This is a genomic window from Actinoplanes italicus (assembly GCF_003001815.1).
GTDB lineage: Bacteria > Actinomycetota > Actinomycetes > Mycobacteriales > Micromonosporaceae > Actinoplanes > Actinoplanes italicus.
Map to the genome: position 1 here is coordinate 23,716 of NZ_PVMZ01000006.1, position 25,129 is coordinate 48,844.

Annotated in this window: 20 protein-coding genes and 1 riboswitch; of the genes, 18 read left to right on the forward strand and 2 right to left on the reverse strand. The window is 70.6% G+C overall.

All coding sequences use genetic code 11. From position 1 onward, the window contains the following. Positions 1-16: 16 nt before the first annotated feature. The 13 genes from CLV67_RS16335 (at position 17) to CLV67_RS16395 (ending at position 14,791) form a co-directional block, all read left to right on the forward strand. Positions 17-973: a DNA polymerase domain-containing protein gene (locus CLV67_RS16335; RefSeq protein ID WP_106319183.1), complete on the forward strand. Its 957-nt coding sequence runs from the start codon at positions 17-19 to the stop codon at positions 971-973. 101 nt (positions 974-1,074) lie between these two features. Beyond that, positions 1,075-2,166 (forward strand): sensor histidine kinase, encoded by a 1,092-nt coding sequence (locus CLV67_RS16340; protein ID WP_239166929.1) that lies wholly within the window; start codon positions 1,075-1,077, stop codon positions 2,164-2,166. Between the two features lie 2 nt (positions 2,167-2,168). Continuing rightward, on the forward strand, positions 2,169-2,825 hold the full coding sequence (locus tag CLV67_RS16345; RefSeq protein WP_106319187.1) for a response regulator: 657 nt from the start codon (positions 2,169-2,171) through the stop codon (positions 2,823-2,825). 85 nt (positions 2,826-2,910) lie between these two features. Beyond that, positions 2,911-5,817, forward strand: coding sequence for an EAL domain-containing protein (locus CLV67_RS53375; RefSeq protein ID WP_249037950.1), 2,907 nt, complete (start codon positions 2,911-2,913; stop codon positions 5,815-5,817). 176 nt (positions 5,818-5,993) lie between these two features. After that, positions 5,994-6,434, forward strand: a complete 441-nt coding sequence (locus CLV67_RS16360) for a TIGR03618 family F420-dependent PPOX class oxidoreductase (RefSeq protein WP_106319189.1) — start codon at positions 5,994-5,996, stop codon at positions 6,432-6,434. Positions 6,435-6,469: 35 nt separating this feature from the next. After that, positions 6,470-7,051: an LLM class flavin-dependent oxidoreductase gene (locus CLV67_RS54245; protein WP_275414985.1), complete on the forward strand. Its 582-nt coding sequence runs from the start codon at positions 6,470-6,472 to the stop codon at positions 7,049-7,051. After that, a complete protein-coding gene (locus CLV67_RS54250) occupies positions 6,988-7,374 on the forward strand; it encodes an LLM class flavin-dependent oxidoreductase (RefSeq protein WP_275414986.1) in 387 nt (128 codons plus the stop codon). Before CLV67_RS54245 ends, CLV67_RS54250 begins: the two co-directional genes overlap by 64 nt. A gap of 627 nt (positions 7,375-8,001) precedes the next feature. Beyond that, on the forward strand, positions 8,002-9,024 hold the full coding sequence (locus CLV67_RS16370) for an ABC transporter permease (RefSeq protein WP_106319191.1): 1,023 nt from the start codon (positions 8,002-8,004) through the stop codon (positions 9,022-9,024). A gap of 100 nt (positions 9,025-9,124) precedes the next feature. Next, a complete protein-coding gene (locus tag CLV67_RS16375; RefSeq protein WP_106319193.1) occupies positions 9,125-10,864 on the forward strand; it encodes an ABC transporter substrate-binding protein in 1,740 nt (579 codons plus the stop codon). A gap of 88 nt (positions 10,865-10,952) precedes the next feature. Further along, positions 10,953-11,942, forward strand: a complete 990-nt coding sequence (locus CLV67_RS16380; protein WP_106319195.1) for an ABC transporter permease — start codon at positions 10,953-10,955, stop codon at positions 11,940-11,942. 31 nt (positions 11,943-11,973) lie between these two features. After that, positions 11,974-13,047 carry an ABC transporter ATP-binding protein gene (locus CLV67_RS16385; protein ID WP_106319197.1) on the forward strand — a complete coding sequence of 358 codons (1,074 nt, stop codon included), beginning with the start codon at positions 11,974-11,976 and terminating at the stop codon, positions 13,045-13,047. Further along, complete coding sequence (locus tag CLV67_RS16390) at positions 13,044-14,075, forward strand: ABC transporter ATP-binding protein (RefSeq protein WP_106319199.1); 1,032 nt, start codon at positions 13,044-13,046, stop codon at positions 14,073-14,075. The genes CLV67_RS16385 and CLV67_RS16390 overlap by 4 nt, the downstream gene beginning before the upstream one ends. Positions 14,076-14,149: 74 nt before the next feature. Then, positions 14,150-14,791, forward strand: coding sequence for a carbohydrate-binding protein (locus CLV67_RS16395; RefSeq protein WP_106319201.1), 642 nt, complete (start codon positions 14,150-14,152; stop codon positions 14,789-14,791). Between the two features lie 11 nt (positions 14,792-14,802). On the opposite strand, the gene CLV67_RS16400 is transcribed toward CLV67_RS16395, so the two are convergent. Next, positions 14,803-15,195, reverse strand: a complete 393-nt coding sequence (locus CLV67_RS16400; RefSeq protein WP_106319203.1) for an Hsp20/alpha crystallin family protein — start codon at positions 15,193-15,195, stop codon at positions 14,803-14,805. Between the two features lie 118 nt (positions 15,196-15,313). On the opposite strand from CLV67_RS16400, the gene dinB reads away from it, so the two are divergent. From dinB to cobF, 4 genes are all read left to right on the forward strand, one after another. Continuing rightward, positions 15,314-16,492 carry a DNA polymerase IV gene (gene dinB, locus CLV67_RS16405; protein WP_106319205.1) on the forward strand — a complete coding sequence of 393 codons (1,179 nt, stop codon included), beginning with the start codon at positions 15,314-15,316 and terminating at the stop codon, positions 16,490-16,492. A gap of 478 nt (positions 16,493-16,970) precedes the next feature. Next, positions 16,971-18,041 carry a sensor histidine kinase gene (locus CLV67_RS16415; RefSeq protein ID WP_203737826.1) on the forward strand — a complete coding sequence of 357 codons (1,071 nt, stop codon included), beginning with the start codon at positions 16,971-16,973 and terminating at the stop codon, positions 18,039-18,041. After that, positions 18,038-18,715 carry a response regulator gene (locus tag CLV67_RS16420; RefSeq protein WP_106319207.1) on the forward strand — a complete coding sequence of 226 codons (678 nt, stop codon included), beginning with the start codon at positions 18,038-18,040 and terminating at the stop codon, positions 18,713-18,715. The genes CLV67_RS16415 and CLV67_RS16420 overlap by 4 nt, the downstream gene beginning before the upstream one ends. A 63-nt stretch (positions 18,716-18,778) precedes the next feature. Beyond that, on the forward strand, positions 18,779-19,531 hold the full coding sequence (gene cobF / locus CLV67_RS16425) for a precorrin-6A synthase (deacetylating) (RefSeq protein ID WP_203737825.1): 753 nt from the start codon (positions 18,779-18,781) through the stop codon (positions 19,529-19,531). Between the two features lie 18 nt (positions 19,532-19,549). Here cobF and cobN read toward each other — a convergent pair whose 3' ends face one another. Continuing rightward, positions 19,550-23,083, reverse strand: a complete 3,534-nt coding sequence (cobN, locus tag CLV67_RS16430) for a cobaltochelatase subunit CobN (protein WP_106319211.1) — start codon at positions 23,081-23,083, stop codon at positions 19,550-19,552. Positions 23,084-23,138: 55 nt separating this feature from the next. Continuing rightward, positions 23,139-23,207, reverse strand: a riboswitch (cobalamin riboswitch). Between the two features lie 140 nt (positions 23,208-23,347). On the opposite strand from cobN, the gene CLV67_RS16435 reads away from it, so the two are divergent. Further along, entirely contained in the window at positions 23,348-25,129 is a 1,782-nt protein-coding gene (locus CLV67_RS16435; RefSeq protein WP_106319213.1) for a precorrin-3B synthase, read from the forward strand.

The following is a 25,129-nucleotide window of genomic DNA, read 5'->3' on the forward strand; positions in this document are numbered from 1 at the left end:
CCGGCACGATGGGCTCATGGGTGAGGAACGCGACGGCGTACCACTGACCAATCTGGATCAGGAGCTCTTTCCCGGAGCCGGTGCCACCAAGCGCGACCTGGTCGACTACCTGGACGCGATGGCGGACCGTCTCCTGCCGGTTCTGCGGGACCGGCCGCTCTCGGTCATCCGGGTGCTGCGCGGCCAGGACCGGTTCATGCAGAAGAACCTGCCCAAATACACACCGGACTGGGTGCCGCGGGCTTCCGTCTGGGCCGAGGCGTCGCACCGCGAGGTGACGTACGCCCTCGCCAACGACCGCCGCACGCTGTTCTGGCTGGGCAATCAGCGCGCCGTGGAGCTGCACCCGGCGCTGATGCTCGCCGGGTCGCCGCACCCCACCCACCTGATCATGGACCTGGACCCGCCCGAGGAGGGCGGCTTCGGGCTCGCCGTGGCCGGAGCCGAGCTGGTCCGGCAGGCCCTCGCCGACGCCGGGATGTCCGGTGCGGTCAAGACCAGCGGCGCCAAGGGGGTGCACGTCTTCGTGCCGCTCACCGGAGATCCCGCGCCCGAGGACGTGGCGGCCGCGCAGCGCGCGGTGGCGGCCCGGGCCGAGCGGATCGATCCGGAGCTGGCCACCACCGCCTTCATCCGGGAGGACCGGCACGGCAAGGTGTTCCTGGATGCGACCCGCGCCGGCGGCGCCACCGTGGCGGCCGTCTACAGCCCTCGTGCCCGGCCGGGCGTACCGGTGTCGTTCCCGGTCGCCTGGTCCGATCTCGACCAGGTCGCGCCGGCTGACTTCACCGTCCGCACCGCGCCCGGGCTGCTCGGCGACCGCGACCCGTGGGCCGAGACGATGCCCGCGCCGCAGAAACTGGACGCCGGGCTGGTCGCCGAGGGCCACACCATCCCGGTCGCCCGGGTGCAGGCCATGCACGAGGGCAAACGCCGCGCCCGTGCCCGTCGCGAGGCGGCCGGGGAGGCCTGAAAAACTACATCGAACGGTGTAGGCGTACGCGGGAGGCGTCGATGCGGGTGTCAGCGGCGGGACGACGCGCCGCCCCGCCAGCCGGACCTAGCGTCCCCGGCATGACGAAGAACTCCACCCGTGCGGCCGCCGTGCTCACCCTCGTCGGTGTACCCGCCGGGCTCGCCCTCACCGGCGGCAACGTCCAGACCGTGATGACCACGACGCTCGCCGCGACCCTGGCCGGGCTCGTCCTCCTCGCCCGCCGATGGCCGCTCGCCGTCCTGCTGTTCACCGTGCTCACCGTCTACGCCTGGCGGGTCGCGCACCTGATCGAGTCCGGATGGGTATGGCCGGCGACCGCCGCCCTGGTGGCCCTCGTGCTGGACGGCCGGCTCCGGATCGCTCTCGGTACCGCAACGTTCTTCCTGCTCTGCGGCCTGAGTTGGGACACGTTCGGCCAGCCGCACGAGCCGGACTGGGTGTTCCTCCGCGTCGGTGGGGAGGCGCTGTGGATCGCCGCCGTGCTGGCCGCCGCCACCGCGTACCGGAACACGCTGCGATGGCGTGCCGAGGTCGCCCACCGGCTGGCCCGCGACGAGCAGCAGCGGGAGCTCGAGGCCGGCCGGAGGCGTGCCGAGGAACGGGTCGCGATCGCCCGCGACCTGCACGACGTGGTCTCGCACACCCTCGCCGTCGTCGGCGTGCACCTCAACGTGGCGCTGGACGCCTTCGACACCGAACCCGATGAGGCCAAGGCGTCGCTGCGGCTGGCTCAGGACGTACGCGGCCGGGCCATGACCGACCTGAAGGCGCTGGTCGGGGTGTTGCGCGACGGCGATCTGCCGGCGCTGGAGGGTCTGGACCGGCTGCTCGACCGGGTCCGGGCCGCGGGTCTCGAGGTGTCGTTCAACGAGTTCGGCGATCCGGTCACGGTGCCGGCCCCGGTCGCCGCCGCCGTGTTCCGGGTGGTGCAGGAGTCGCTGACCAACACGGTCCGGCACGCCGGCGCCGGGCGGGTCGTGGTGACGGTCCGCTACGCGCCGGACAGTGTGCTTGTAGACGTCCAGGACGATGGGACGGGCGGCGTGGCGGCCGACGGTCACGGCATCGCCGGGATGCGGGAGCGGGTGGCGGCGCTCGGCGGCGCGCTCACCGCGGGCCCGGGCAAGACCGGTTTCACGGTACGGGCAAGCATCCCGATCACGGAGTGAACATGTCGATCTCGGTACTCCTCGCCGACGACCAGCACCTGGTCCGAGCCGGTTTCCGGAGCCTGCTTCGGCGCGGCCGCGACCTGACGGTGGTCGGCGAGGCGTCCACCGGCGACGAGGCGGTGCGCGCCGCGCGTACGCTGCGCCCGGATGTGATCCTGATGGACATCCGGATGCCCGGCATGGACGGGATCACGGCGACCAGGGAGATCCTCGCCGCCCAGGACACGCGGATCATCATCCTGACCACCTTCGAGACCGACGAGTACGTGTTCGCCGCGCTCGCCGCCGGCGCCAGCGGCTTCCTCACCAAGGAGATCGACCCGGAAGGGCTGCGTACCGCGGTCCGCGTGGTCGCCGCCGGGGACGCTCTGCTCTCCCCCAGCGTCACGCGCCGTGTCGTCGGCCAGTTCGCGCACCGTCCGGTCCCGGCCGCCGCCACACCGACCGGCGACCGCCTGGCCGTGCTGACCGAGCGGGAGCGGGAGGTGGTCCGCCTGGTCGCGACCGGCCTGTCCAACGACGAGATCGCGGCCGAACTGGTGATCAGCCCGCTGACCGCCAAGACGCACGTCACCCGGGCGATCGGCAAGCTCGGCGTCCGTGACCGCGTGCAGCTGGTGATCGTCGCCTACGAGGACGGCCTCGTCGGCAACTGATCGTCAGGATCTTCTCAGGACCGCGCCGGCCGGCCCGATGTCGGAGTATCCACCCGACCGGGGTGGCCACCCGGAAGGCCGGCGGATGACAGTCGACACGGCAGTCCCCGACACACGCGCGGCGCGCCGCTGGGCCCGCCAGTGCGTGGCCGTCGGTGTCGTCCTGGCCGTGATCGTCGCGCTCGTGGCGAGTGGAGCCGGTGGACCCGGCACCGCGCACACCGTCTCCTCCTGGGGCCTGCTGGCCATGGCCGGGTGCGCGTTCGCCGCCTGTCTGTGGCGGTCCCGCGGGTTCACCGGCCGGGCCCGCTGGGCCTGGACGGTCATCGGCACCGGGCTACTGCTGTGGGGCGCCGGACAGTTCTCGTGGCTCACCCGGTGGCCCGTCGCGGGTGCTCCGGACGGCCTGTTCCCGGTGCTCGGCTGGCCCGGGGTGATCGGTCTGGCCGTACTGCTCCCGGCCGGTCTTCTGATTCTTCCGACCGCATCGCAGCCGCTGGTCAACCGCCTGCGCAGCATCCTCGACGGCCTGCTGATCGCCGTCTCGCTGGCTCTGGTGGCCTGGGTCTTCGTGATCGACCAGCAGCTGGAGTCCAGCGCGCACGGGCCGGGTTTCCACCGCACGCTGGTGTTTCCGCTCACCGACATCGTGCTGGCCACCATGGTCGCCTACATGCTGCCGCTGCAGCGCCGCCGGCACGGCTGCGGAGCCGACCTGGCGTTCCTCGGCACCGGTCTGGCCGCGTTCGCGGTCGCCGACGTGGGTCACGTCTACCTGGAGCTGATCCGGCAGTACGACTCCGCGCCCATGGTGCACCTGGCCTCCGCGACCGGTTATGCCCTGATCGTGATGGGCGCGCTCCGGCCCCGTGACGGCGAATCCGCGCCGCTGGACCTGCCGCCGGGCGTCTGGAACGGCGCGGTCCTGGTGCCCTACCTGGCGGTGCTGGCCGCGCTCGGCTCGAGCGTGATGTTCTACGCGCAGACCGGGCAGAGCCACACCTTCATCGCCAACACCCGCTCGCTGCTGATCCTGCTGATCGTCGGCCGTCAGCTGCTGACCCAGCTGGAGAACCGGGCCCTGACCCGGACCCTGGAGAGCCGGGTCACCGAGCGTACCGCCGAACTGAACGCCCGCGAGCAGCGCTTCCACGCCCTGATCCGGCACAGCTCGGACGTCGTGACGGTGATCGACGCCGACGGGATGATCAGGTACCAGAGCGAGTCGATGCGCCGCGTCTTCGGCTATCCGCCGGAGGTGTTCATCGGCCGCCGGTACACCGACCTCGTCGACGCCGAGGTGGCGATGCGGCTGGCCCAGGCGATGCGGCAGGTCGCGGCCCGCCCGTTCGCCCACGTCACCCTGGAGGTCGTGCACACCCACCGGGACGGCGGCAAGCGCCCGTCCGAGGTGATCATCACGAACCTGGTGGACGACCCGCACGTGGCCGGCTTCGTGCTCAACACCCGCGACATCAGCGACCGCAAGGAGCTGCAGGAACAGCTCATGCACGAGGCGTACCACGACTCACTGACCCAGCTGGCCAACCGTGCGCTGTTCCGGGACCGGGCCGGGTCCGCGCTGTCGGCCGGCGGCGAGGTCACCGTGCTGCACCTCGACCTGGACGGTTTCAAGCGGGTCAACGACAGCCTCGGCCACCTGGCCGGAGACCAGCTGCTGGTGCAGGTCGCCGACCGGCTGCGCGGCTGCGTGCGCGACGGCGACCTGGTGGCCCGGTTCGGCGCCGACGAGTTCGGGGTGCTCCTGCTCGGCGAGGACGAGTCCGGCGCCGAGCGGGTGGCCCGGCGGATCCTCGACGACCTGGAGGTCCCCGTGTCGGTGGGAGCCCGGCAGATCCACGTCCGCGCCAGCATCGGCCTGGCCGGCACCGGCAAGCTTCCGGAGTCCGACAGCCCCGGCGACCACGCCGAGCAGCTGATGCTTCCGGAGTCCGACAGCCCCGGCGACCGCGCCGAGCAGCCGATGCTTCCGGAGTCCGACAGCCCCGGCGACCGCCCCGAGCAGCCGATGCTTCCGGAGTCCGACAGCCCCGGCGACCTCCCCGAGCAGCCGATGCTTCCGGAGTCCGACAGCCCCGGCGACCGCGCCGAGCAGCTGATGCGCAACGCCGACCTGGCCATGCACCACGCCAAGGCGGGCGGTGGCGGTGCCGACGCCTGCTACCGCCCCCGCATGCGCGAGGGTCTGGTCGAACGGCTGGAGCTGGAGTCCGACCTGCGAGCGGCGGTGGAGAACGGCGACCTGCGCCTGCACTACCAGCCCACCGTGGACCTGGCCACCAGCGAGGTGATCGGATTCGAGGCGCTGGTCCGCTGGCCGCACCCGGCCCGCGGCATGATCAACCCGCTGGACTTCATCCCGATCGCCGAGGCCACCGGTCTCATCGTGCCGCTGGGCCGCTGGGTCCTGCACGAGGCCTGCCGCCAGGCCGTCGAGTGGGCCGCCGCCGGTGACGGCCGTCCCCCGAAGATGTCGGTGAACGTCTCGGTCCGCCAGTTCGACCGGGCCGACCTCGCCGAGATGGTCGCCGCGGTGCTGGCCGAGACCGGCATGCCCGCCGACCGGCTGTGCCTGGAGATGACCGAGAGCGTCCTCATGACCGACACCGAGGCCAACCTGGAGCAGCTGCTGCGCCTGAAGGCCCTCGGCCTCACCCTGGCCATCGACGACTTCGGGACCGGATACTCGTCGCTCGCGTACCTGCGCCGCTTCCCCGTCGACACCCTCAAGATCGACCGCTCGTTCGTCGAACGGCTGGGCGTCATCGCCGACGACACCGCCCTCACCGACACCATCGTGCGGCTCGGCAAGAGCCTCGGCATGGCCACGGTGGCCGAGGGCATCGAGGAGTTCGGCCAGCTGGCGGCCTTGCGGGAGATGGGTTGCGGTTACGCGCAGGGCTACTACTTCTCCCGCCCGGTACCCGCCGCCGAGGCCGGCCGTCTGTTCCTGGAGGGAGCGACCGTCTGAGCCGGCCCCTCGCCCCGCATCCCGCCCGTTTCCACCTGCAGCCCCGCCGCACGTCCACGCGCAACCGTCTTCAAGCAAACTTGTGGAGTAAAGGCTGCCTGCCGGGCGAAACCTCACAAGATTCGCTCGGCGACTGGGGCCGGGAGCGCAGTAGGGTCGGGTCCGGGGGTGGTGTGATGGGTGCGCTGCAGGACGCGTGGGAGTTGAGCCGGGCCGAGACCGGGCTGGCGATCGTCTCGACCGTCAGGGCCGACCTGACCGTTCAGTCCACGCTGGTCAACACGGGCCTCGTCGAGCACCCGGGGAACGGCGGGGCGGTGCTGGCGTTCGTCACCTACGGGGCGGTGAAGCTGCGCAACCTGCGGGAGCGTCCCCAGATCGCGGTGGCGTTCCGCAGCGGCTGGCGTTATGCGACGGTCGAGGGCCGGGCGCTGCTGGCCGGGCCGGACGATCCGCAACCGTGGCTCGACGCGGAGCGGCTCCGGCTGCTGCTGCGGGAGATCTTCACCGCGGCCGGTGGCAGCCACGACGACTGGCCCGCCTATGACCGGACCATGGTCGAACAGCGACGTACAGCGGTCCTGATCACACCGTCCAGGATCTATCCGGGGGCCTGACCGGGTCGTACCCTCCGGCCGGTTAGGTTGCCCGCATGCTGATCAGTTTCGGATGTCCGGTGTCCGGTGCATGGGCCCGGCCGGAGACCCTGACCACCATCGCGCGGCAGGCCGAGGAGTACGGCTACCACGGCCTGTGGGCGTTCCAGCGGCTGCTCGTCGGCCGGGGTCAGGATCTCGCGTCGGTCTATCACAGCGTGCTGGATCCGATCGTCGCGCTCACCTGGGCGGCGGCCGCGACGTCACGGATCCGGCTGGGCGTGTCGGTGATCAATCTTCCGTACGTCTCGCCGGCCTATCTGGCCAAGCAGGCGGGTTCCCTGGACCGGCTGTCGGGCGGGCGGTTCGACCTGGGTCTGGGCACCGGCTGGTCGGAGACGGAGTTCGCGGCGACCGGCTCGGATCCGAACCCGCGCGGCCCTCGCACCGAGGAGTACCTCGAGGTGCTGAAGGCGCTGTTCGGCGACGACGAGGCCGAGTTCACCGGTCGTTTCTACCGGATTCCGCCCAGCAGGATGGCCCGCCGCCGGCGCAGCGCGGTGGCCCGCCGGTCCTGCTCGGCGGGACGGCGGACGCGGCACTGCGACGGGCGGGCCGGATCGCGGCCGGCTGGGTGAGCAGCAGCCGTACCACCCTGCCGGAGATCTCCCGTGGTGTCCGGATCGTCCGGGAGGCCGCCGAGTCCGCGGGCCGCGACCCCGACTCGCTGCGCATCGTCGTCCGCGGCGTCGTCCAGGCCGGACGGCGGGACGACACGATCCCACTCTCCGGCGACTGGGATCAGATCCGTGCGGGGGCGGAGAGGTACGCTGAGGCTGGCGCGACCGAACTGTTCTACGAACCGAACTGGGATCCGCGCATCGGCGGACCGGACGCCGACCCCCGGGCGGCATCGGAGCTCGGTGCGGAGGTTCTCGCCGGGCTCGCGCCGAACGGTTGATCCGTGTCAATTAACCGAACGTAATCGGGCGGCGATAAATGGCGGATCTTGATACCCCGGGAGACCGAAGTACGTTCATCGGCCACCGCCGATGGGGGTTCAAAATCGGAAACCGACGGGAAACAGAGAGCCGCCATCCTCGCCTCACCTGGGACAGTAACTCTCCGCAACTGCGAGAACGCATAAGCGCGGTAAACCCGACATTCTCAGCGAGAAGGTCGTTTCGCCGCATGGAAGATGACGCTTTTACCCCCAAAATGGGTTCTTATGACCCCCGCCTACCTGTCACGATATGACCTAGGCCTTATGACTACGAACCCGTTCCGTTACCGGATCGATGCGTCAACACATTTCTCGACCTCCGGATCTCAGATAAATTTCTGAACCGCGGCAGACGAATACCGCTCACATACACGGCAGCGGGCACGTCATCGGGGGAGGGGATTGGTGCGTGGTACAACCAAGTATCGACTCCGGCCGCATGCTGACGATCCTGACGCGCATCGAGCGCTCGCCGTCACGACGACGGGCCGAGTCGACCCGCCCGGGACCGGGCAGGACCCGCCTCGCCACCGCGAGTGACAGGTTCGTTCCGCGATCGAAGTCCGCTACGAGGAGACACCGCACATGAGCAACACCCCGGCCACCGCCGACTCACGCTCACCAGGCACCGAGGACACGGCGGTAGCGGTACTCCAACCCGAGACGGCGGCGAAGGCCTTCGTCGGCCGTTCGCCGGGTGAGCTCGCGTGGATCCGTCTCAAGCGTGACCGGACCGCGTTCGGCAGCTTCATCACCGTCGTCCTCTTCATCGTGGTCGCCCTCGCGTCTCCGCTGATCTCCAAGCTCTACGGGGTCACCCCGACCGCGGGCAACGCGGGCCTGCTCAACTCCGAGGGCCTGCCGATCGGCTACCTGGGCGGCATTTCGGCCGACCACTGGCTGGGCCTGGAGGCGGGCAGCGGCCGGGACCTGTTCATGCAGCTCATCTTCGGTCTGCGGACCTCGCTGATCATCGCCTTCTCGGCCGCCATCATCTCGATCAGCACAGGCGTCGTGATCGGCATCATCTCCGGCTACTTCGGTGGCTGGGTCGACCAGGCTCTCACCTGGTTCACCGACTTCGCACTGGCCTTCCCCTTCCTCGTCTTCGCGCTGGCGATCATCCCGATCATCAACACCGCCTCGTACGACGTCGGCGAGGAGGTTCCCGGCTCGTTCCGGATCGGCGTGATCATCGGAGTGTTCGCCCTGTTCGGCTGGATGACCACGGCACGTCTGGTCCGTGGCCAGATCCTGTCGCTGCGCGAACGGGAATACGTCGAGGCCGCCCGGGCCGCCGGCGCGAGCAGCGCGCACATCCTGTTCAAGCAGCTGCTGCCGAACATCTGGGCGCCCATCCTGGTCGCGTTCTCGCTCGCTCTGCCGGGCTTCATCGCCGCTGAGGCCGCACTGTCGTTCCTCAACATCGGTGTCGTGGAGCCCACCCCCGACCTCGGCCGGCTGGTCTACTACGGCCGGCAGTGGCTGGGCACCCCGGACTGGGCGTACTTCCTGATCCCCGCGTCGGCCGTGTTCATCGTGGTCCTCGCCTTCAATCTGCTGGGCGACTCCCTTCGCGACGCGCTCGACCCGAAGTCGTCGAAGTGACCGTCCAGGCTGCACACAATTGAAAACCGTGTACTTCCGCTCGTGCCGCGGCGGGTCGTGTGGCCCAGGCACGTATCGGTTGAAGAGAAGGAGAACCTAAGTGCGACGTAAGTTCGGAGCGCTGTCCGTCGGCGTTCTGGCGGTTGCTCTTGTTGCCAGTGGTTGTTCGGAGACCACGAACGAGCCCAGCGGCAACAGCGACCAGCAGAACCGGGTGCAGACCGGCACTATTTCAACCGACCCCGCGGAGTCGCAGGGTCCGGCCAAGGCCGTCGAGGGCGCCGCCAAGGGTGGCGTTGTGAAGCTCCTCCACGAGGCGGAGTTCGCGCACCTCGACCCGCAGAAGGTCTACGTGTCCGACGCCCTGTCGATCACGACGCAGTTCGCCCGTACCCTGACCGGGTACAAGGAGGACGGCAAGGGCAACCTGAAGCTGGTCGGCGACCTCGCCACCAACGCGGGTGAGGACGTCAACGGCGACTGCAAGGTGTGGAAGTACACCCTGAAGGACGGCCTGAAGTTCGAGGACGGCACGCCGATCACCGGTGCCGACGTCGTCTACGGCATCTCGCGCTCGTTCGACCCCGACTGGGGTGACGGCCCGACCTACCTGCAGAAGTGGCTGACCGGCTCGGCCGAGTACAACACCACCTACAAGGGCCCGTTCAAGAGCGCGGGCGCCGAGGTTCCCGGCCTCAAGGCCGAGGGCAACGTGGTCACCTTCACGTTCCCGTCCGCGCAGTGTGAGACCCCGTACGCGGTGGCCATGCCCACCTCGGCGCCGGTCCCGAAGGCGAAGGACACCAAGGGCGACTACGACCGCAAGCCGGTCTCCTCTGGTCCGTACATGATCAAGGAGCACGCGTACGACCAGTTCATCGAGTTCGTGCGCAACCCCAACTGGGACGCCAACACGGACCCGATCCGCAACGGCTACCCGGACGGCATCCGGGTCGAGTTCGGCATCACCGCCGAGACCGGCGCGAACCGCGTCGTCGCCGACGCCGCCGAGGACCAGACCGCGTTCATCTGGGCGAACGTCCCGGCCGCGGTGAAGTCCAAGACCAACGAGCCGGCCGTCAAGGCTCGGGTCCAGGCCGGTCCGTCGCAGTACGTCGAGTACACCTGGATCAACACCGAGCGGGTCACCGACCTCAAGGTGCGCCAGGCGCTCAACTACATCGTCGACCGTGACTCGATCGTCAAGCTCCGTGGTGGCGTCGACCAGATCGGCACCACGATCACGTCGCCGACCATCGCCGGCTACCAGGCGTTCAACTCCTACGACGGTGGCCCGACGGGCAACATCGACAAGGCCAAGGAGCTGCTCGGCAACAAGCCGATCAAGCTGACGTACGCGTACCCGAACGTCCCGGTCCGCCAGCAGATGGCCGCCGCGACCAAGGAGACCTACGCCAAGGCCGGCGTCGAGCTCGTCCTGACCCCGCTGGACCCGGCGACCTACTACGAGAGCGTCGGCACCCGCGGCAACCAGTACGACCTGATCCGTGGCGGCTGGGGCGCCGACTGGCCGAGCGCCGCGACGGTCATCCCGGAGCTGCTCGACGGTCGTACCCTGCGTGAGAAGGGCAACCAGAACCTCGCGTACTTCAACTCCGACGAGGTCAACAAGGAGATCGACCGGATCAAGGGCCTGAAGGCCACCGAGTCGGCCGCCGAGTGGGCCAAGCTGGACAAGCTGATCATGGACAAGTACGCGCCGCTGATCCCGCAGTACTACATCGGCAACTACGAGATCCACGGTTCGAAGATCGGCGGGACGTTCCTCAGCGACTCGTACGGTCACATGACCCTCAACACCATGTTCGTAAAGCCGTAACAAGTTCCCAGTCACCCTCGGTGGGATGGTCGCGCAACCCGCGATCATCCCACCGGGTCGTGGCCAGTCAAGAGGAATGTAGAGAACCGTGCTCCGCTTCTTGATCAAGCGCCTGCTGCTGGCGTCGACCACGCTGGTGGCCATCTCGATCGTCACCTTCCTGCTGTTCTTTGCGGTGCCGTCCAGTCCCGCGTGGGTGATGTGTGGGCGGAACTGCTCCCCCGAGCGGATCGCCCAGGTCGAGAAGAGCCTCGGTCTCGATCAGCCACTCCCCGTGCAGTACACAGAGTTCGTCAAAGGCATCTTCGTCGGCCGCACGATCGACGACGCCGGCACCCTCCGTGAGTGCGACGCCCCCTGCCTCGGATACTCGTTCCGCAGCAAGGAGCCCGTCACCGACACCATCTCCCGCTCGCTCCCGGTCACGGTGAGCATCGTGGTCGGCGCGATGGTGGTGTTCCTGACCGTCGGCATCGGGCTCGGCATGCTGGCGGCGCTGAAGAAGGGCACGGTCTTCGACCGGGCCGCCATCGGCGCCTCCGTCGGCTTCGCCTCCACTCAGACCTACACCCTCGGTGGTGTGCTCCTGCTGGTGTTCGTCTACTCGACCGGCCTGCTACCGAACCCGCACTACACCCCGATCACCCAGGATCCGCTCGACTGGGCCGCCGGCATGCTGCTCCCCTGGATCACCCTCGGCCTGATCAACTCGGCGCTGTACGCGCGGCTCTCCCGGGCGCAGATGATCGAGACACTCCAGGAGGACTTCGTACGGACGGCCCGCGCCAAGGGTCTGCCGGCCCGCGTGGTCACCCGCCGGCACGCGCTGCGCGCCGCGATCACCCCGATCGTGACGATCGCCGGCGTCGACCTCGGCGGCTACCTCGGCGGCGTGGTCATCACCGAGAGCGTGTTCAGCCTCAACGGCATCGGCCGCGAGGCCGCGGACGCGGTCGCCGACCTGAACCTGCCCCTGGTCATGGCAACGGTCCTGCTGGCCGCGTTCTTCATCGTCACCATGAACATCATCGTCGACATGCTCTACGCGGTGATCGACCCCCGCGTGCGACTCGGCTGAGCCGTCCAGAGCTGACGTGGAAAAGAGCGATATGACGACCTCGACCAGCCCTGCCGCCGCCGCCGTGGACCCGGAGGCCTACCTGCAGGTACGCGATCTCAAGGTGCAGTTCCCGACCGAGGACGGCCTGGTTCGCGCGGTGGACGGCGTGACCTTCTCGGTGCGCCGTGGACAGACCCTCGGCATCGTGGGCGAGTCCGGTTCCGGCAAGAGCGTGACCAGCATGTCGATCCTCGGCCTGCACAATCCCGCCCGGACGAAGATCACCGGTGAAATCTCGATCGGTGGCAAGAACATCGTCGGGATGAAGGAGGAGCAGATCCAGCGCCTGCGGGGCAAGGACGTGGCGATGATCTTCCAGGATCCGCTGTCCGCCCTGCACCCGTACTACAAGGTCGGTGCGCAGATCGCCGAGGCGTACAAGGTGCACCACCCGTCGGCGAGCAAGAAGGAGGCCGCCACGCGGGCGGTCGACATGCTCGGCCGGGTCGGCATCCCGCAGCCGCAGCGGCGCGCGAACCAGTACCCGCACGAGTTCTCCGGCGGTATGCGCCAGCGCGCGATGATCGCGATGGCCCTGGTCAACGACCCGGCGCTGCTGATCGCCGACGAGCCGACCACCGCCCTCGACGTGACGGTGCAGGCACAGATCCTGGAGCTGCTGGAAGACCTCCAGCGCGAGTTCCACTCGGCCATCATCATGATCACGCACGACCTCGGCGTGGTGTCCCAGGTCGCCGACGACGTGCTGGTGATGTACGGCGGCCGGCCGGTCGAGACCGGCACGGTCGAGCAGATCATGAAGCGGCCGCAGCACCCGTACACGTGGGGCCTGCTGGCCAGCGTGCCGTCGCTGCACGGTGACGCGAGCGTCGACCTGGTGCCGATCAAGGGCAACCCGCCGAGCCTGATCAACCTCCCCACGGGATGTGCGTTCAACCCGCGCTGTCGTTACGCTGGTCAGAACGGCAATCGCTCCTTCTCCGAGGTTCCGGAGCTCCGCCCGGCCGGCGAGCCGGGGCACAACGTCGCCTGCCACATGTCCTTCGAGACCCGGCAGCGGCTCTACGCAGAAGACATCGCGCACGCAGGAGTGGCCCAATGACTGATCTCGCAGACTCCGCGGCGAGCACGGCCACCACGACGACGCCGGGCCGTGAGCCGCTGCTCAAGGTGGAGGGTCTGACCAAGCACTTCCCGGTGCGGTCCGGCCTGTGGGGCAAGGGTTCCGTCGTCCGCGCCGTGGAGAACGTGAACTTCGAGGTCAAGCCCGGCGAGACGCTCGGCCTGGTGGGCGAGTCCGGCTGTGGCAAGACCACGACCGGCCGCATGCTGGTCCGACTCCTCGAGCCGACCTCCGGCAAGATCACCTTCGAGGGTGAGGACATCACCCACACCAAGGGCAACCGGCTGCGCAAGCTCCGCCAGGACATCCAGATCATCTTCCAGGACCCGTACGCCTCGCTGAACCCGCGGCACACGGTCGGCCGGATCGTCGCGATGCCGCTGCAGGTCAACGGCATCGATCCGCCCGGTGGCGTGAAGAAGCGGGTCCAGGAACTGCTGGAGACCGTCGGTCTGAACCCGGAGCACTACAACCGTTACCCGCACGAGTTCTCCGGCGGACAGCGCCAGCGCATCGGCATCGCCCGCGCCCTGGCCCTCAAGCCGAAGCTGATCGTCGCCGACGAGCCGGTGTCCGCCCTGGACGTGTCGATCCAGGCCCAGGTGGTCAACCTGCTGCGTCAGCTGCAGCGCGATCTGGGGCTGTCGTTCGTCTTCATCGCCCACGACCTGGCGGTGGTCCGGCACTTCTGTGAGCGGATCGCCGTCATGTACCTGGGCCGGATGGTCGAGGTCGGCACCCGTGAGCAGATCTACGAGAACCCGGCGCACCCGTACACCAGGGCACTGCTCTCCGCCGTGCCGGACGTGACGAAGCTCGGCGGCCACGGCCGGATCAAGCTGGAGGGCGACGTCCCGTCGCCGATCGACCCGCCGTCCGGCTGTGTCTTCCACACCCGCTGCTGGAAGGCGCAGGAGAAGTGCTCGGCCGAGGCTCCCGCGCTGGTGCCGGTCCAGAACGGTTCGATCGCGGCCTGCCACTTCCCGGAGTCCGGCGAGGTCGTCTGATCACGCCTCCGGGTGATTCGTCAACCGCCTCCCGTGCCTCTGGCGCGGGAGGCGGTTCGCTTTACCCTGTCCGGGTGGATCAGCTATCTCCGACCGTCTATCGCACCAAGTCCTGGCAGAACCGGCGCCGGGCGGTGACCGTCCTGGGCGGGGTGGGCCTCGTGCTCGTCGGCTATCTGCTCGGCCGCTGGCAGGACACCCCGGCCGACCCGGTGATCACTCCGCAGGCCGCGGTCACCGGCACGCCGTCGGCGCAGGCGCCGGGCCCTCAGCCGACCGAGGCGGCCACGTCCGCCGCCCCCGAGGCTTCCGCGATCGACTATCCGGTGCTGCAGGCCGAGTCGGCGACCGAGCTGGCCGGGGTCGAGACGGAGGGCGTGCAGGACGAGGGCGGCGGCGACTACGTCGGCTGGATCAACCGCGACGACCACCTGCGGTTCGACAACCTCGAGTTCGGCACGGTCCCGGCGACCAGGTTGAACCTGCGGCTGGCGTCCGACTCCGGGATCAACGGCCGGATCCAGGTACGCCTCGACAGCCGCGACGCGCCGGTCATCGGGGAGCTGTCGGTGACCGGCACCGGCGGCTGGCAGAACTGGCGTACGGGCACCGCGGTGCTCCAGCCGGTGACCGGTGTGCACACCGTGTTCCTCACGTTCACCGCGAACGACGGCGGCGACTTCGTCAACCTGAACTGGCTGCGGTTCGAGCACTGACAGCGGCGGTGTCAGGCGGCCGGCCGGATCCGCTGCGGCCCACGCTCCAGGACCGGAATCGTCAGGGTCAGCACGCCGTTGTCGTGACGGGCCTCGAGCCGGTCGGTGTCGAGCCGCTCGGACAGGTGGACCTGCCGGGCGAAGGTGCCCATCGGGCGCTCGGCGATCACCAGGTGGCGGCCCTCCCCCTCGAGTCGCCCGCGCTCGGCGCGGACGATCAGCACCTTGCCGTCGACCGTGATGTCGATCGAGGCCGGATCGACGCCGGGCAGGTCGATGTCGATGTAGAAGGTGTCGTCCTCGCGGTAGGCGTCGAGCCGTGCGCCGGAGCCGCGGGCCGAGGTCTCGAAGACCCGCGCGGTGAGGCGCTCGAGGTCGCGCACGGCCGGACCGGTGAGAAACATGGGTGGCTCCTCAGTTCTTGAGCGTGGGTGACTCAACTCTGAGAACGGGATGATCCTCGGCGAGATTCCCGGCCGGGTTGTGACCTCACTCTTCGAACATGTGTACTAGGCTGTCGGCGTGATCCTGCACGCCGATCTGGACTCGTTCTACGCATCGGTCGAGCAGCGCGACGATCCCGCGCTGCGCGGCCGGCCGGTGCTGGTCGGCGGTGGTGTGGTGCTCGCCGCCTCCTACGAGGCCAAGGCGTTCGGCGTCCGTACTCCCATGGCTCTCTCCCGGGCCCGGGCCCTGTGCCCGCACGCCGTCGTGGTGCCACCGCGGATGTCCGCGTATTCGAGGGCCAGCAAGGCGGTGTTCGAGGTGTTCCGGGACACCACACCGCTCGTCGAGCCGATCTCCATCGACGAGGCGTTCCTCGACGTCGACGGCCTGCGCAAGATTCGTGGCACACCGGAGGAGATCGCCCGGCAGCTGCGCTCCGACGTCCGCGAGCGCACCGGCCTGCCGATCACGGTCGGGGTGGCCCGCACCAAGTTCCTGGCCAAGGTGGCCAGCGGGGCCGGCAAGCCGGACGGGCTGCTGGTCGTGCCGATCGGCGGGGAGCTGGCGTTCCTGCACCCGCTGCCGGTGGAGAAGCTCTGGGGTGTCGGCCCGGTCACCGCCGCCAAGCTGCGGGAACGCCAGATCCACACGGTCGGGCACGTCGCCCGCATCGGCGAGGCGGCGCTGATCGCGATGCTCGGCCACAACGCGGGCCGGCATCTGCACGCACTCGCTCACAACCGCGACCCACGCCGGGTGGAGACCGGGCGGCGGCGCGGGTCGATCGGTGCCCAGTGCGCGCTCGGCCGGTCCCGTTCACGGGAGTTTCCGGAGGTGGAAGCGGTGCTGGGAGCGCTCGTCGACCGGGTCACCCACCGGATGCGCCGGGCACACCGCGCCGGGCGGACCATCACGCTGCGCCTGCGGTTCGGCGATTTCAGCCGCGCCACCCGCTCGCGCAGCCTGCTCAAGGCCACCATGCAGACCGGCGAGGTGCTGCGGACGGCGGTCGACCTGCTGCGCGAGGCCTGGCCGCTGATCGGCGAACGCGGCCTCACCCTGGTCGGCGTCGCCGTGAGCAACCTCGACGGCGACGGCGCGGTGCAGATGGAGCTGCCCTTCGAGCCACCCCGGGCCGACGGCCTGGACGCCGCGGTCGACCGGGTCCGCGACCGCTTCGGCTCCGGTGCTCTGCGACGGGCCGCGATGATCGGCCGGGAGATCTCCCCCTCGGTGCCGATCCTGTCCGACTGACCCGCCGCGCCGGCGACGGGTGATCAGCCAGGCGACGCCACCGCAGACGGCACCGACCAGCAGTCCCGTCATCAGGCTGGACAGGGTCATCGCGACCCGGGCGATCGGTTCGGCGACCGTCGCCACACCGTTCCACAGAAGGTTGTGGATCACGGCCAGACTGACGCCGTACACGGCTCCCGCGCCGAGCAGCAGGCGGAACGGGTCGGTGGCCCGGAACACCGCCACCACGATCCAGATCAGCAGTGGCACGGCGACGAACGCCGCGTTGAGCCCGGTGCGCTCGTGGATGAGGTCGAGGTCGTGCAGGACCGCGCGCGGTGCCGCCAGCAGGCCCAGCCCGATCGCGAGGGGGATGTCCTTGCGCATGGCACCGACGGTAGGGATCGGGGGCGGGACGGCGAATCCGGCGGACGGCGTCGGCAGATGTCGCTCTGCGGCGTACCCGACCCCGAGAAACCCTGCCTAGCATCGGAGTGTGCGCAGGGTGCTGGGAGACGTCGCCGTAGCGGCCGGGGTCGCGGTTGTGCTCGCGCTGATGGCCTCGGCCGAGATGGAGGGCGGGCGGGGCGGTGTCGTGGCGTACCTGTCCGCGGCCGCTCTCGGTGCGCTGATGCTCTGGCGGCGACGCTTCGCCCGTACCGTATTGGTATTGACCGTTCTCGGCCTTTTCGCCTACTACTCGGCCGGCCTGGCGCCGATCGGGCTCGCCGTCCCGGTGGCCGCCGCCCTGTATTCGGCCGCCGAGGCAGGACACCGCCGGCTCGCCGTCGCCGCGGCGCTGGTGGCCCTGGGCGTCTCGATACCGTTCCGCCTGGACGAAGGCGAGCGCTTCGCCTTCGTGGTGATCTATGACGGAATCGGTCAGCTCGCGCTGATGGCCGCCGCGATCATGCTGGGCGAGCTGGTCCGGGCACGCCGCCGGATCGCCGCGCTCACCGGCCGGCAGATCGAGCTGGAGGCCGAGCGCCGCATCCACGAGCACAACCAGGAGTTGTCCCGGGAGCTGCACGACTCGATCGGGCACGCCCTGACCGTCGCCGCGATCCAGGCCAACGTGGCCCGGCAGGAGGCGCCACACGACACGCGCGCGACCGCGGCCGCGCTCGACCATGTCACCGGGGCTCTCTCCAAGGCGCTGTCCGAGCTGCGCGGCACGGTCCGCAACCTGCGCGCCGGTCCGTCACTGAAAGACCTCGGCACCCTGATGGACACCGCGCGGGCCGCCGGATTCCAGGTCCATGCCGAGATCGGATCGATCGGGGACGGCCCGGCCACCGTCACCGCGTACCGGCTGGTCCGGGAGGCGATCACGAACGTGCTGCGGCACTCGGCGGGCCGCAGCATCGAGGTCGAGATCCGCGAGTCCGGAGGCATGCTGCTGATCAGCGTGGCGGACGACGGCGCCCCGGCCGGACCGGAGCCGGCCGGTGCGGGACTGAGCGGGCTACGGGAACGCGTCACCGCCCTGGGCGGCCGGCTCGACGCGGGACCCGCCGATCACGGCTGGCGCGTCAGCGCCGCCCTGCCTCTGGAGGCCGTCCGATGAACCCGATCCGTGTGGTCCTCGTCGACGATCAGTCGCTCGTCCGGGCGGGGATCACCGCGCTGCTCAGCGGCGGCGACGACGGCGAGCCGATCGAGGTGGTGGGCGAAGCGTCCGGCGGGACCGCCGGCGCGGCCCTGGTGCGGCGCCTGCGGCCCGCCGTGGTGCTGATGGACATCCGGATGCCCGAGGGCGACGGCATCGCCGCGGTCCGGGAGATCCGGTCCGATCCCGGATCCGGGGACGTAGCGATCCTCATGCTCACCACCTTCGACACCGACGACGAGGTGCTCGGGGCGATGCGGGCCGGTGCCGACGGATACCTGCTCAAGGACACCGCCCCGGAACCGCTGCGAGCCGCGGTCCGGGCCGCCGCCCGCGGGGAACCGGCCCTCTCACCCGGCGTCGCCCGGCAGGTCATGGCGCACGCGGCCACCGCGCCGCGGCCGTTCACCCACGACCGGCTGGAGCGGCTCACCGCCCGTGAGCGGGAGGTTCTCGGTGCGCTCGCCGACGGCGACGACAACGCGGCCGTCGCCCGGATGCTCTCGCTCAGCCCCGAGACGGTCCGGACGTACGTCCATCGGATTCTGGCCAAACTGGAGGCCGGGAGCCGCGCGCAGCTGGTGGCCATCGCACACCGCAGCGGCCTGGCGGCGCCGCACCGCAGAGGGTGAGGCAGCCGTCTCCGCGGGCGGCCTCGCGGCGCAGTGCGACCGCGCGTGAGGCAGACTCGTCGCGTGCGGAAGATTTGTGTAGTCGGGATCGGCGCGGGCGACCCGGACCATCTGACCCTGCAGGCGGCCAAGGCGATCGGACGCACCGACGTCTTCTTCCTGCTCGACAAGGGCGAGACCAAGGCGAGCCTGATCGACCTGAGGGAACGGCTGATCCGTGGCTACTCGCAGCCGCGCAAGCGGATCGTCGAGGGCCGCGACCCCGACCGCGACCGCACCCCCGCCGACTACACCGGCACCGTCAACGACTGGCGGCACCGGCGCTCCCTGGTCCTGGAGGAGTTGATCGTCGAGCACCTGCGTGACGAGGAGATCGGTTCCATCCTGGTGTGGGGCGATCCTTCGCTGTACGACTCCACGATCGCGATCCTGGAGGAGATCCTGGATCGCGGGGCGGTCGAGTTCGAGTTCGAGGTCATCCCCGGCATCAGCAGCGTCTCCGCCCTCGCTGCCAAGCACCGGATCGGGCTCAACCGGGTCGGGCAGCCATTCCAGGTCACCACCGGCCGGCGGCTTGCCGAGGGCTGGCCGGAAGGCGTCGACGACGTCGTCGTGATGCTCGACGCCCAGCAGGCCTTCACGGCACACCCGGACGCCGACATCTACTGGGGGGCGTACGTCAGCACGCCCGACGAGCTGCTGGCCTCCGGCCGGGTGTCCGAGGTCGCCGACGAGATCGTCAAGACGCGCACCGAGGCGCGCGAGCAGCACGGCTGGATCATGGACACCTACCTGCTGCGCCGCCGGGATCGGTAGACGCGGCACCGGCAACCGTCAGGCCGGGCCGTCCTCCAGGTCGCCCTCGGTCTCGAGGTAGAGCTGCTGGAGGGCGGCCAGGGTGTCCGGCTCGGGTGAGTCCCACAGCTTGCGGTCGGCCGCCTCCAGCAGGCGCTCGGTGATGCCGTGCAACGCCCACGGGTTGGACTGCCGCATGAACTCCTGGTTCTCGGGGTCGAGCGCGTAACTGGCGGCGAGCTGCTCGTACATCCAGTCGGTGACCACGCCGGCCGTCGCGTCGTACCCGAAGAGGTAGTCGACGGTGGCGGCCAGCTCGAAGGCGCCCTTGTAGCCGTGCCGGCGCATCGCGGCGATCCAGCGCGGGTTCACCACCCGGGCCCGGAAGATCCGCGCGGTCTCCTCGGTGAGGCTGCGGGTGCGTGCCCGGTCCGGGTTGGTGGAGTCACCGATGTACGCCGCCGGCGCCTTACCGGTCAGCGCGCGCACCGTGGCGATCATGCCGCCGTGGTACTGGAAGTAGTCGTCCGAGTCGAGGACGTCGTGCTCCCGGGTGTCGATGTTCTTGGCGGCCACGTCGATCCGCCGGTAGGCGTTCTCCATGTCGCCCCGGGCCGGCACCCCGTCCAGGTCGCGGCCGTAGGCGAACCCGCCCCACACCGCGTAGACCTCGGCCAGATCGGCGTCGTCGCGCCAGTTCCGGCTGTCCATCAGGGGCAGGATGCCGGCGCCGTACGCCCCGGGGCGGGACCCGAAGATCCGTGTCCGCGCGCGCCGCCAGTCGCCGTGTTCACCCTGGTCGCGCAGCGCGTGCTCGCGGACGTAGTTGTCCGGCTCGTCCAGCTCGGCGATCAGCTGGAAGGCGTCGTCGAGCAGTGCCACCACGTGCGGGAACGCGTCCCGGAAGAAGCCGGAGATGCGGACCGTCACGTCGACGCGTGGCCGGCCGAGCTCCTCGGCGGTGATCGGCTCGAGGCCGGTGACCCGCCGGGAGGCCGGGTCCCAGATGGGGCGGACACCGATCAGCGCCAGGATCTCGGCGATGTCGTCGCCCGCGGTCCGCATGGCGCTGGTGCCCCAGGCGGAGAGGCCGACCGAGCGTGGCCAGTCGCCGTGGTCGGTGCGATAGCGGTCGAGCAGCGACTCGGCCATCGCCTGCCCGGTCTCCCAGGCGAGCTGGCTCGGGATGGCCTTCGGGTCGACGGAGTAGAAGTTGCGGCCGGTCGGCAGCACGTTGATCAGGCCGCGCAGCGGGGAACCGCTGGGCCCGGCCGGGACGTAGCCGCCGTCGAGCGCGTGCAGCACGTGGGTGAGCTCGTCGGTCGTCCTCGCGAGGCGTGGCACGACCTCGGTGGCGGCGAACTCCAGCACCCGGCGCACGTCGGCGTTGTCCGAGATGTCGGGAACAGCCGTCGGCCAGCCTGCCTCCTCCATCTTCGTGACCAGATCGCGGGCCTCCGCCTCCACCCGGTCGGTCTCCGCCGTCGAAGCGTCCTCGGGCAGGCCCAGCGCCTCCCGCAGACCCGGCAGCGCGGCCACCTTGCCGGCCCACATCTGCCGCGCCCGCAGCATCGCCAGGACCAGGTTGATCCTCGCCTCACCGGTCGGCGCCGCGCCGAGCACGTGGAGCCCGTCGCGGATCTGCACGTCCTTGACCTCACACAGCCATCCGTCGATGTGCATGATGAAGTCGTCGAACTCTTCGTCGTCCGGCCGGTGCTGCTGGCCAAGGTCGTGGTCCATCTTGGCGGCCTGGATCAGGGTCCAGATCTGCGCCCGGATCGCCGGCAGCTTGGCCGGGTCGAGGGCCGCGATGTTGGCGTGCTCGTCGAGCAGCTGCTCCAGGCGGGCGATGTCGCCGTACGACTCGGCCCGGGCCATCGGCGGGATCAGATGGTCCACCAGCGTGGCGTGCGCCCGGCGCTTGGCCTGGGTGCCCTCGCCCGGGTCGTTGACCAGGAACGGGTAGATCAGCGGCAGGTCGCCGAGGGCCGCATCGGTGCCGTCGGAGGCCGACATGCCGACGTTCTTGCCGGGCAGCCACTCCAGGTTGCCGTGCTTGCCCACGTGCACCACGGCGTGCGCGCCGAACTCGTCGGCCAGCCAGCGATACGCCGCCAGGTAATGATGCGACGGCGGCAGGTCGGGGTCGTGGTAGATGGCGACCGGGTTGGCACCGAAACCGCGCGGCGGCTGCACCATGACCACGATGTTCTCGTCGCGCAGGGCGGCCAGCACGATGTCGCCGTCGTCGGTGTAGAGCTCGCCGGGTGGCGGCCCCCAGTGCTGCTCGACGCGTTCACGGAAATCGGCCGGTAGGGTCGAGAACCAGGATCCGTAGACAGAGCCCGAGATCCTGACCTTGTTCTCGGACAGCTGCTCCTCGGTCAGCCAGTCGGGATCCTGTCCACCGGCGGCGATCAACGTGTGGATCAGGCCGTCGCCGTCGTAGCCGGAGAAGGATCCGACCTGGTAGCCGCGTTCCTTGAAAGCTTTGATCAGGGCGACCGTGGACGCCGGGGTGTCCAGACCGACCGCGTTGCCGATCCGCGAGTGCTTCGTCGGATAGGCCGACAGCATCAGCGCGATCCGGCGCTCGGACGGCGGCACGTGCCGCAGCCTGGCGTGCGCCACCGCGATCCCGGCCACCCGCAGCGCCCGCTCGGGGTCGGCCACGTAGACCGACAGCCCGTCCTCGTCGATCTCCTTGAACGAGAACGGCACCGTGATGATCCGCCCGTCGAACTCGGGGATCGCCACCTGCGTCGCCGCGTCCAGCGGGGACAGACCGTCGTCGCTGGCCTCCCACGCGGCCCGCGAGCTGGTCAGGCACAGGCCCTGCAGGATCGGCACGTCCAGGTCGGCGAGCACGCCCACGTCCCACGCCTCGTCGTCACCGCCCGCGCTCACCGTCGCCGGACGGGTGCCGCCGGCCGCCAGCACCGTCACCACCAGCGCGTCCGCCTTGCGCAGCTCGGCCAGCAGGTCGGGCGGAGCGGTCCGCAGCGACGCCGTGAAGATCGGCAGCGCCCGGCCGCCCTTGGCCTCGATCGCCCGGCAGAGAGCCTCGACGAAAGCCGTGTTGCCGGCCATGTGGTGGGCGCGGTAATAGAGCACCGCGACCGTCTCACGGCCCTCGGCGGCATGCTCGCGCGGCAGGAGCCCCCACTGCGGGGTCTCGACCGCCGGCGCGAACCCGTTGCCGGTCAGCAGCACCGTGTCGGAGAGGAAATCGTGCAGCGCCGCCAGATTCTCCGCGCCGCCCTGCGCCAGGTAGGTGTGCGCGTCGGCGGCCACTCCGGCCGGCACCGTGGACAGCCTCATCAGTTCGGCGTCGGGCGCCATCTCGCCGCCCAGGACGACGACCGGCAGGCCGCTCGCGAGCAGCGCGTCGAGGCCCTCCTCCCAGGCCCGGCGGCCACCGAGGATGCGCACCACGACCAGCTCGACACCGTCGAGCAGGGCGGGCAGGTCGTCGACCGCGGTGCGGGCCGGGTTGGCCGGGCGCCAGGCCGAGGCACTGGCCCGGGCGCTGAGCAGGTCGGTGTCGGACGTCGACAGCAGCAGGAACACGCGCGCACTCCCCCTCGGGGTCCGCGCCCCGGGTAGACGGATTCCACGGCGACCGGAGTTCCTGGCTCCCAGGGCATCCCTGGTGACAGTGGCGGGACCGCGCCGGACTCGCACCGGCTTCCTCCGCGGCGTCGCCGCTCGTTGACCCCTAACCTTTCCGAACCCCGGTGTCCCGCGTCAAGGCGGAACGGGCGCTGTGACGCTCCCGACCCACCGTACGACGGAGGTGAATCCCTGTCGGGGGCCGGACGTAGTATCCGGGCCATGACTCCCCGTTCGTCCGACACCGACGCCTGTCCGGGCGCGCTGCGGCTGCACGCCGCGGCCGACGGCATGCTGGCCCGGGTGCGGCTGCCCGGGGGGATGCTGTCCGGCGCTCAGTTGCGCTCGCTGCGCGAGCTGGCCGAGGAGTTCGGCGACGGCCATCTGGAGCTGACCTCGCGGGCCAACCTGCAGCTCAGGGCATTGAAAGAGGGCGATGCTCCGGCGTTGGCGACCCGGTTGCGGTCCGCCGGTCTGCTGCCCTCGACAACCCATGACAACGTACGCAACATCGCGGCGCCGCCACTGGCCGACGCCGGGCTCCGCGCTCTCGTGGAGCGGTTGGACGACGCGATCCGGGCCGATCCCGAGCTGGCCGCGCTGCCGGGCAAGTTCCTCTTCGCCGTCGGCCAGGTGCCCCTCGCGGCCGACGTGGCCGCGATCCCGGTCACCACGCACTCCTCGCGCACCGTCGTTCCCGCCCAGCGCCCAGCCGGGGCCGGCGGGTTCGGCCCCGGCCCGGCCCAGGCCGATCTCCTCGTCCCCGGCCCAGCCGGGGCCGACCGGTTCGGCTCCGGCACGCCGGGGGCGGGAACGCGTGCGACCGGTCCCGGCTCCGGTGCTCTTTTCGCGATCCGGTTCGCGGGGCACGACACGGGGGTTCGGGCCGGGTTCGACGATGTGGTGGCGGTGCTGGTCACGGCGGCTCACGCGTTTCTGGCCGAACGCGCGGCGCAGCGCGGTGACGGGCCCGCGGCGTGGCGGCTGCGTGAGCTGACCGGCGGTCCGGCCCGTGTCTCCGCCCGGGTGGTGGCCGCTCTCGGCCTGACTCCGGTCCCCGTGCCGGTCGCGACGGCGGCCGACGCCCCGGAGCCAGGCGACCTGGTCGGAGTGCTGACTCAGGAGGACGGGCGCGCCGCGGTGGCCGCGCTGGTGCCGCTGGGGCGGCTGTCCGGCGTACCGATGAAGGTCCTTGAAGACGCGGATCTGCTGGTCGTGACGCCCTGGCGCGGGATCGTGGTGGCCGATGTGGCGCCGGAGGCGGCGTCCGCCTGGGCGGACCGTCTGGCCGGTGCCGGGCTCGCGGTGACGCCCGGCTCGCCGTGGTCGGGGGTGACCGCCTGCGCCGGCCGCCCGGGCTGCGCGAAGTCGCTGGCCGACGTGCGTGCCGACGCCGCCGCCGCGGCCCGGTTCGTCGACGGGCTGCCGGTGCACTGGGCCGGGTGCGCCCGGGCGTGTGGCAGTCCGGCGGGCAGGCACGTGCGTGCCGAGGCCACCGGCGACGGATATCTGATCACCCGCCTCCCGGCCACCGACGGCGACCCGGGTGTGCATGTCCCGGCCGCGCGGCCGGTCGGCGTTGCGCGGCCGGTTGACGATCAGCGTCCGGTCGATGATCCGCGTCCGGCGGCCGGTGAATCCGGACCGGTCGGACCATCGACCCGGGCGTCCGGATCGCCCAGGATCGGCCACGCCGATCCGTTCCCGGCCGACACCGGGGCGGACAGGCCGGCAGCGGACGGGCTGGTCAAAGCCCGTGCGAACGCTGACCAGCCGTTGACGGACGGGCTGGTCGGGGACGCACGGGCCTTGGGTCGAACCGGGACGGACGGGCCGGTCGCGGGGGCGCCGGCCCCGGTCCCAGCCGAAACAGACAGGCTGGTTCCGGGGCGGCTCCCGGCGGACGGGCCGGTTCCCGGGCGGGCCCGGCCAGGTGGGCCGGTTCCCGGGCGGCTCCGGCCAGGCGGGCTGGAAGACGCGGTTGCTGTGGCGAGGAGGCCCTGA

Bases quoted from the DNA above. Each gene is read 5' to 3' on its own strand.
- CLV67_RS16360 (WP_106319189.1), top strand. From the start codon at position 5,994: ATGGGTGCGCTGCAGGACGCGTGGGAGTTGAGCCGGGCCGAGACCGGG.
- CLV67_RS16335 (WP_106319183.1), top strand. From the start codon at position 17: ATGGGTGAGGAACGCGACGGCGTACCACTGACCAATCTGGATCAGGAG.
- CLV67_RS16435 (WP_106319213.1), top strand. From the start codon at position 23,348: ATGACTCCCCGTTCGTCCGACACCGACGCCTGTCCGGGCGCGCTGCGG.
- CLV67_RS16400 (WP_106319203.1), bottom strand. From the start codon at position 15,195: ATGTTTCTCACCGGTCCGGCCGTGCGCGACCTCGAGCGCCTCACCGCG.
- CLV67_RS16340 (WP_239166929.1), top strand. From the start codon at position 1,075: ATGACGAAGAACTCCACCCGTGCGGCCGCCGTGCTCACCCTCGTCGGT.
- CLV67_RS16370 (WP_106319191.1), top strand. From the start codon at position 8,002: ATGAGCAACACCCCGGCCACCGCCGACTCACGCTCACCAGGCACCGAG.
- CLV67_RS16390 (WP_106319199.1), top strand. From the start codon at position 13,044: ATGACTGATCTCGCAGACTCCGCGGCGAGCACGGCCACCACGACGACG.
- CLV67_RS16385 (WP_106319197.1), top strand. From the start codon at position 11,974: ATGACGACCTCGACCAGCCCTGCCGCCGCCGCCGTGGACCCGGAGGCC.
- CLV67_RS16420 (WP_106319207.1), top strand. From the start codon at position 18,038: ATGAACCCGATCCGTGTGGTCCTCGTCGACGATCAGTCGCTCGTCCGG.
- CLV67_RS54245 (WP_275414985.1), top strand. From the start codon at position 6,470: ATGCTGATCAGTTTCGGATGTCCGGTGTCCGGTGCATGGGCCCGGCCG.
- CLV67_RS16345 (WP_106319187.1), top strand. From the start codon at position 2,169: ATGTCGATCTCGGTACTCCTCGCCGACGACCAGCACCTGGTCCGAGCC.
- CLV67_RS53375 (WP_249037950.1), top strand. From the start codon at position 2,911: ATGACAGTCGACACGGCAGTCCCCGACACACGCGCGGCGCGCCGCTGG.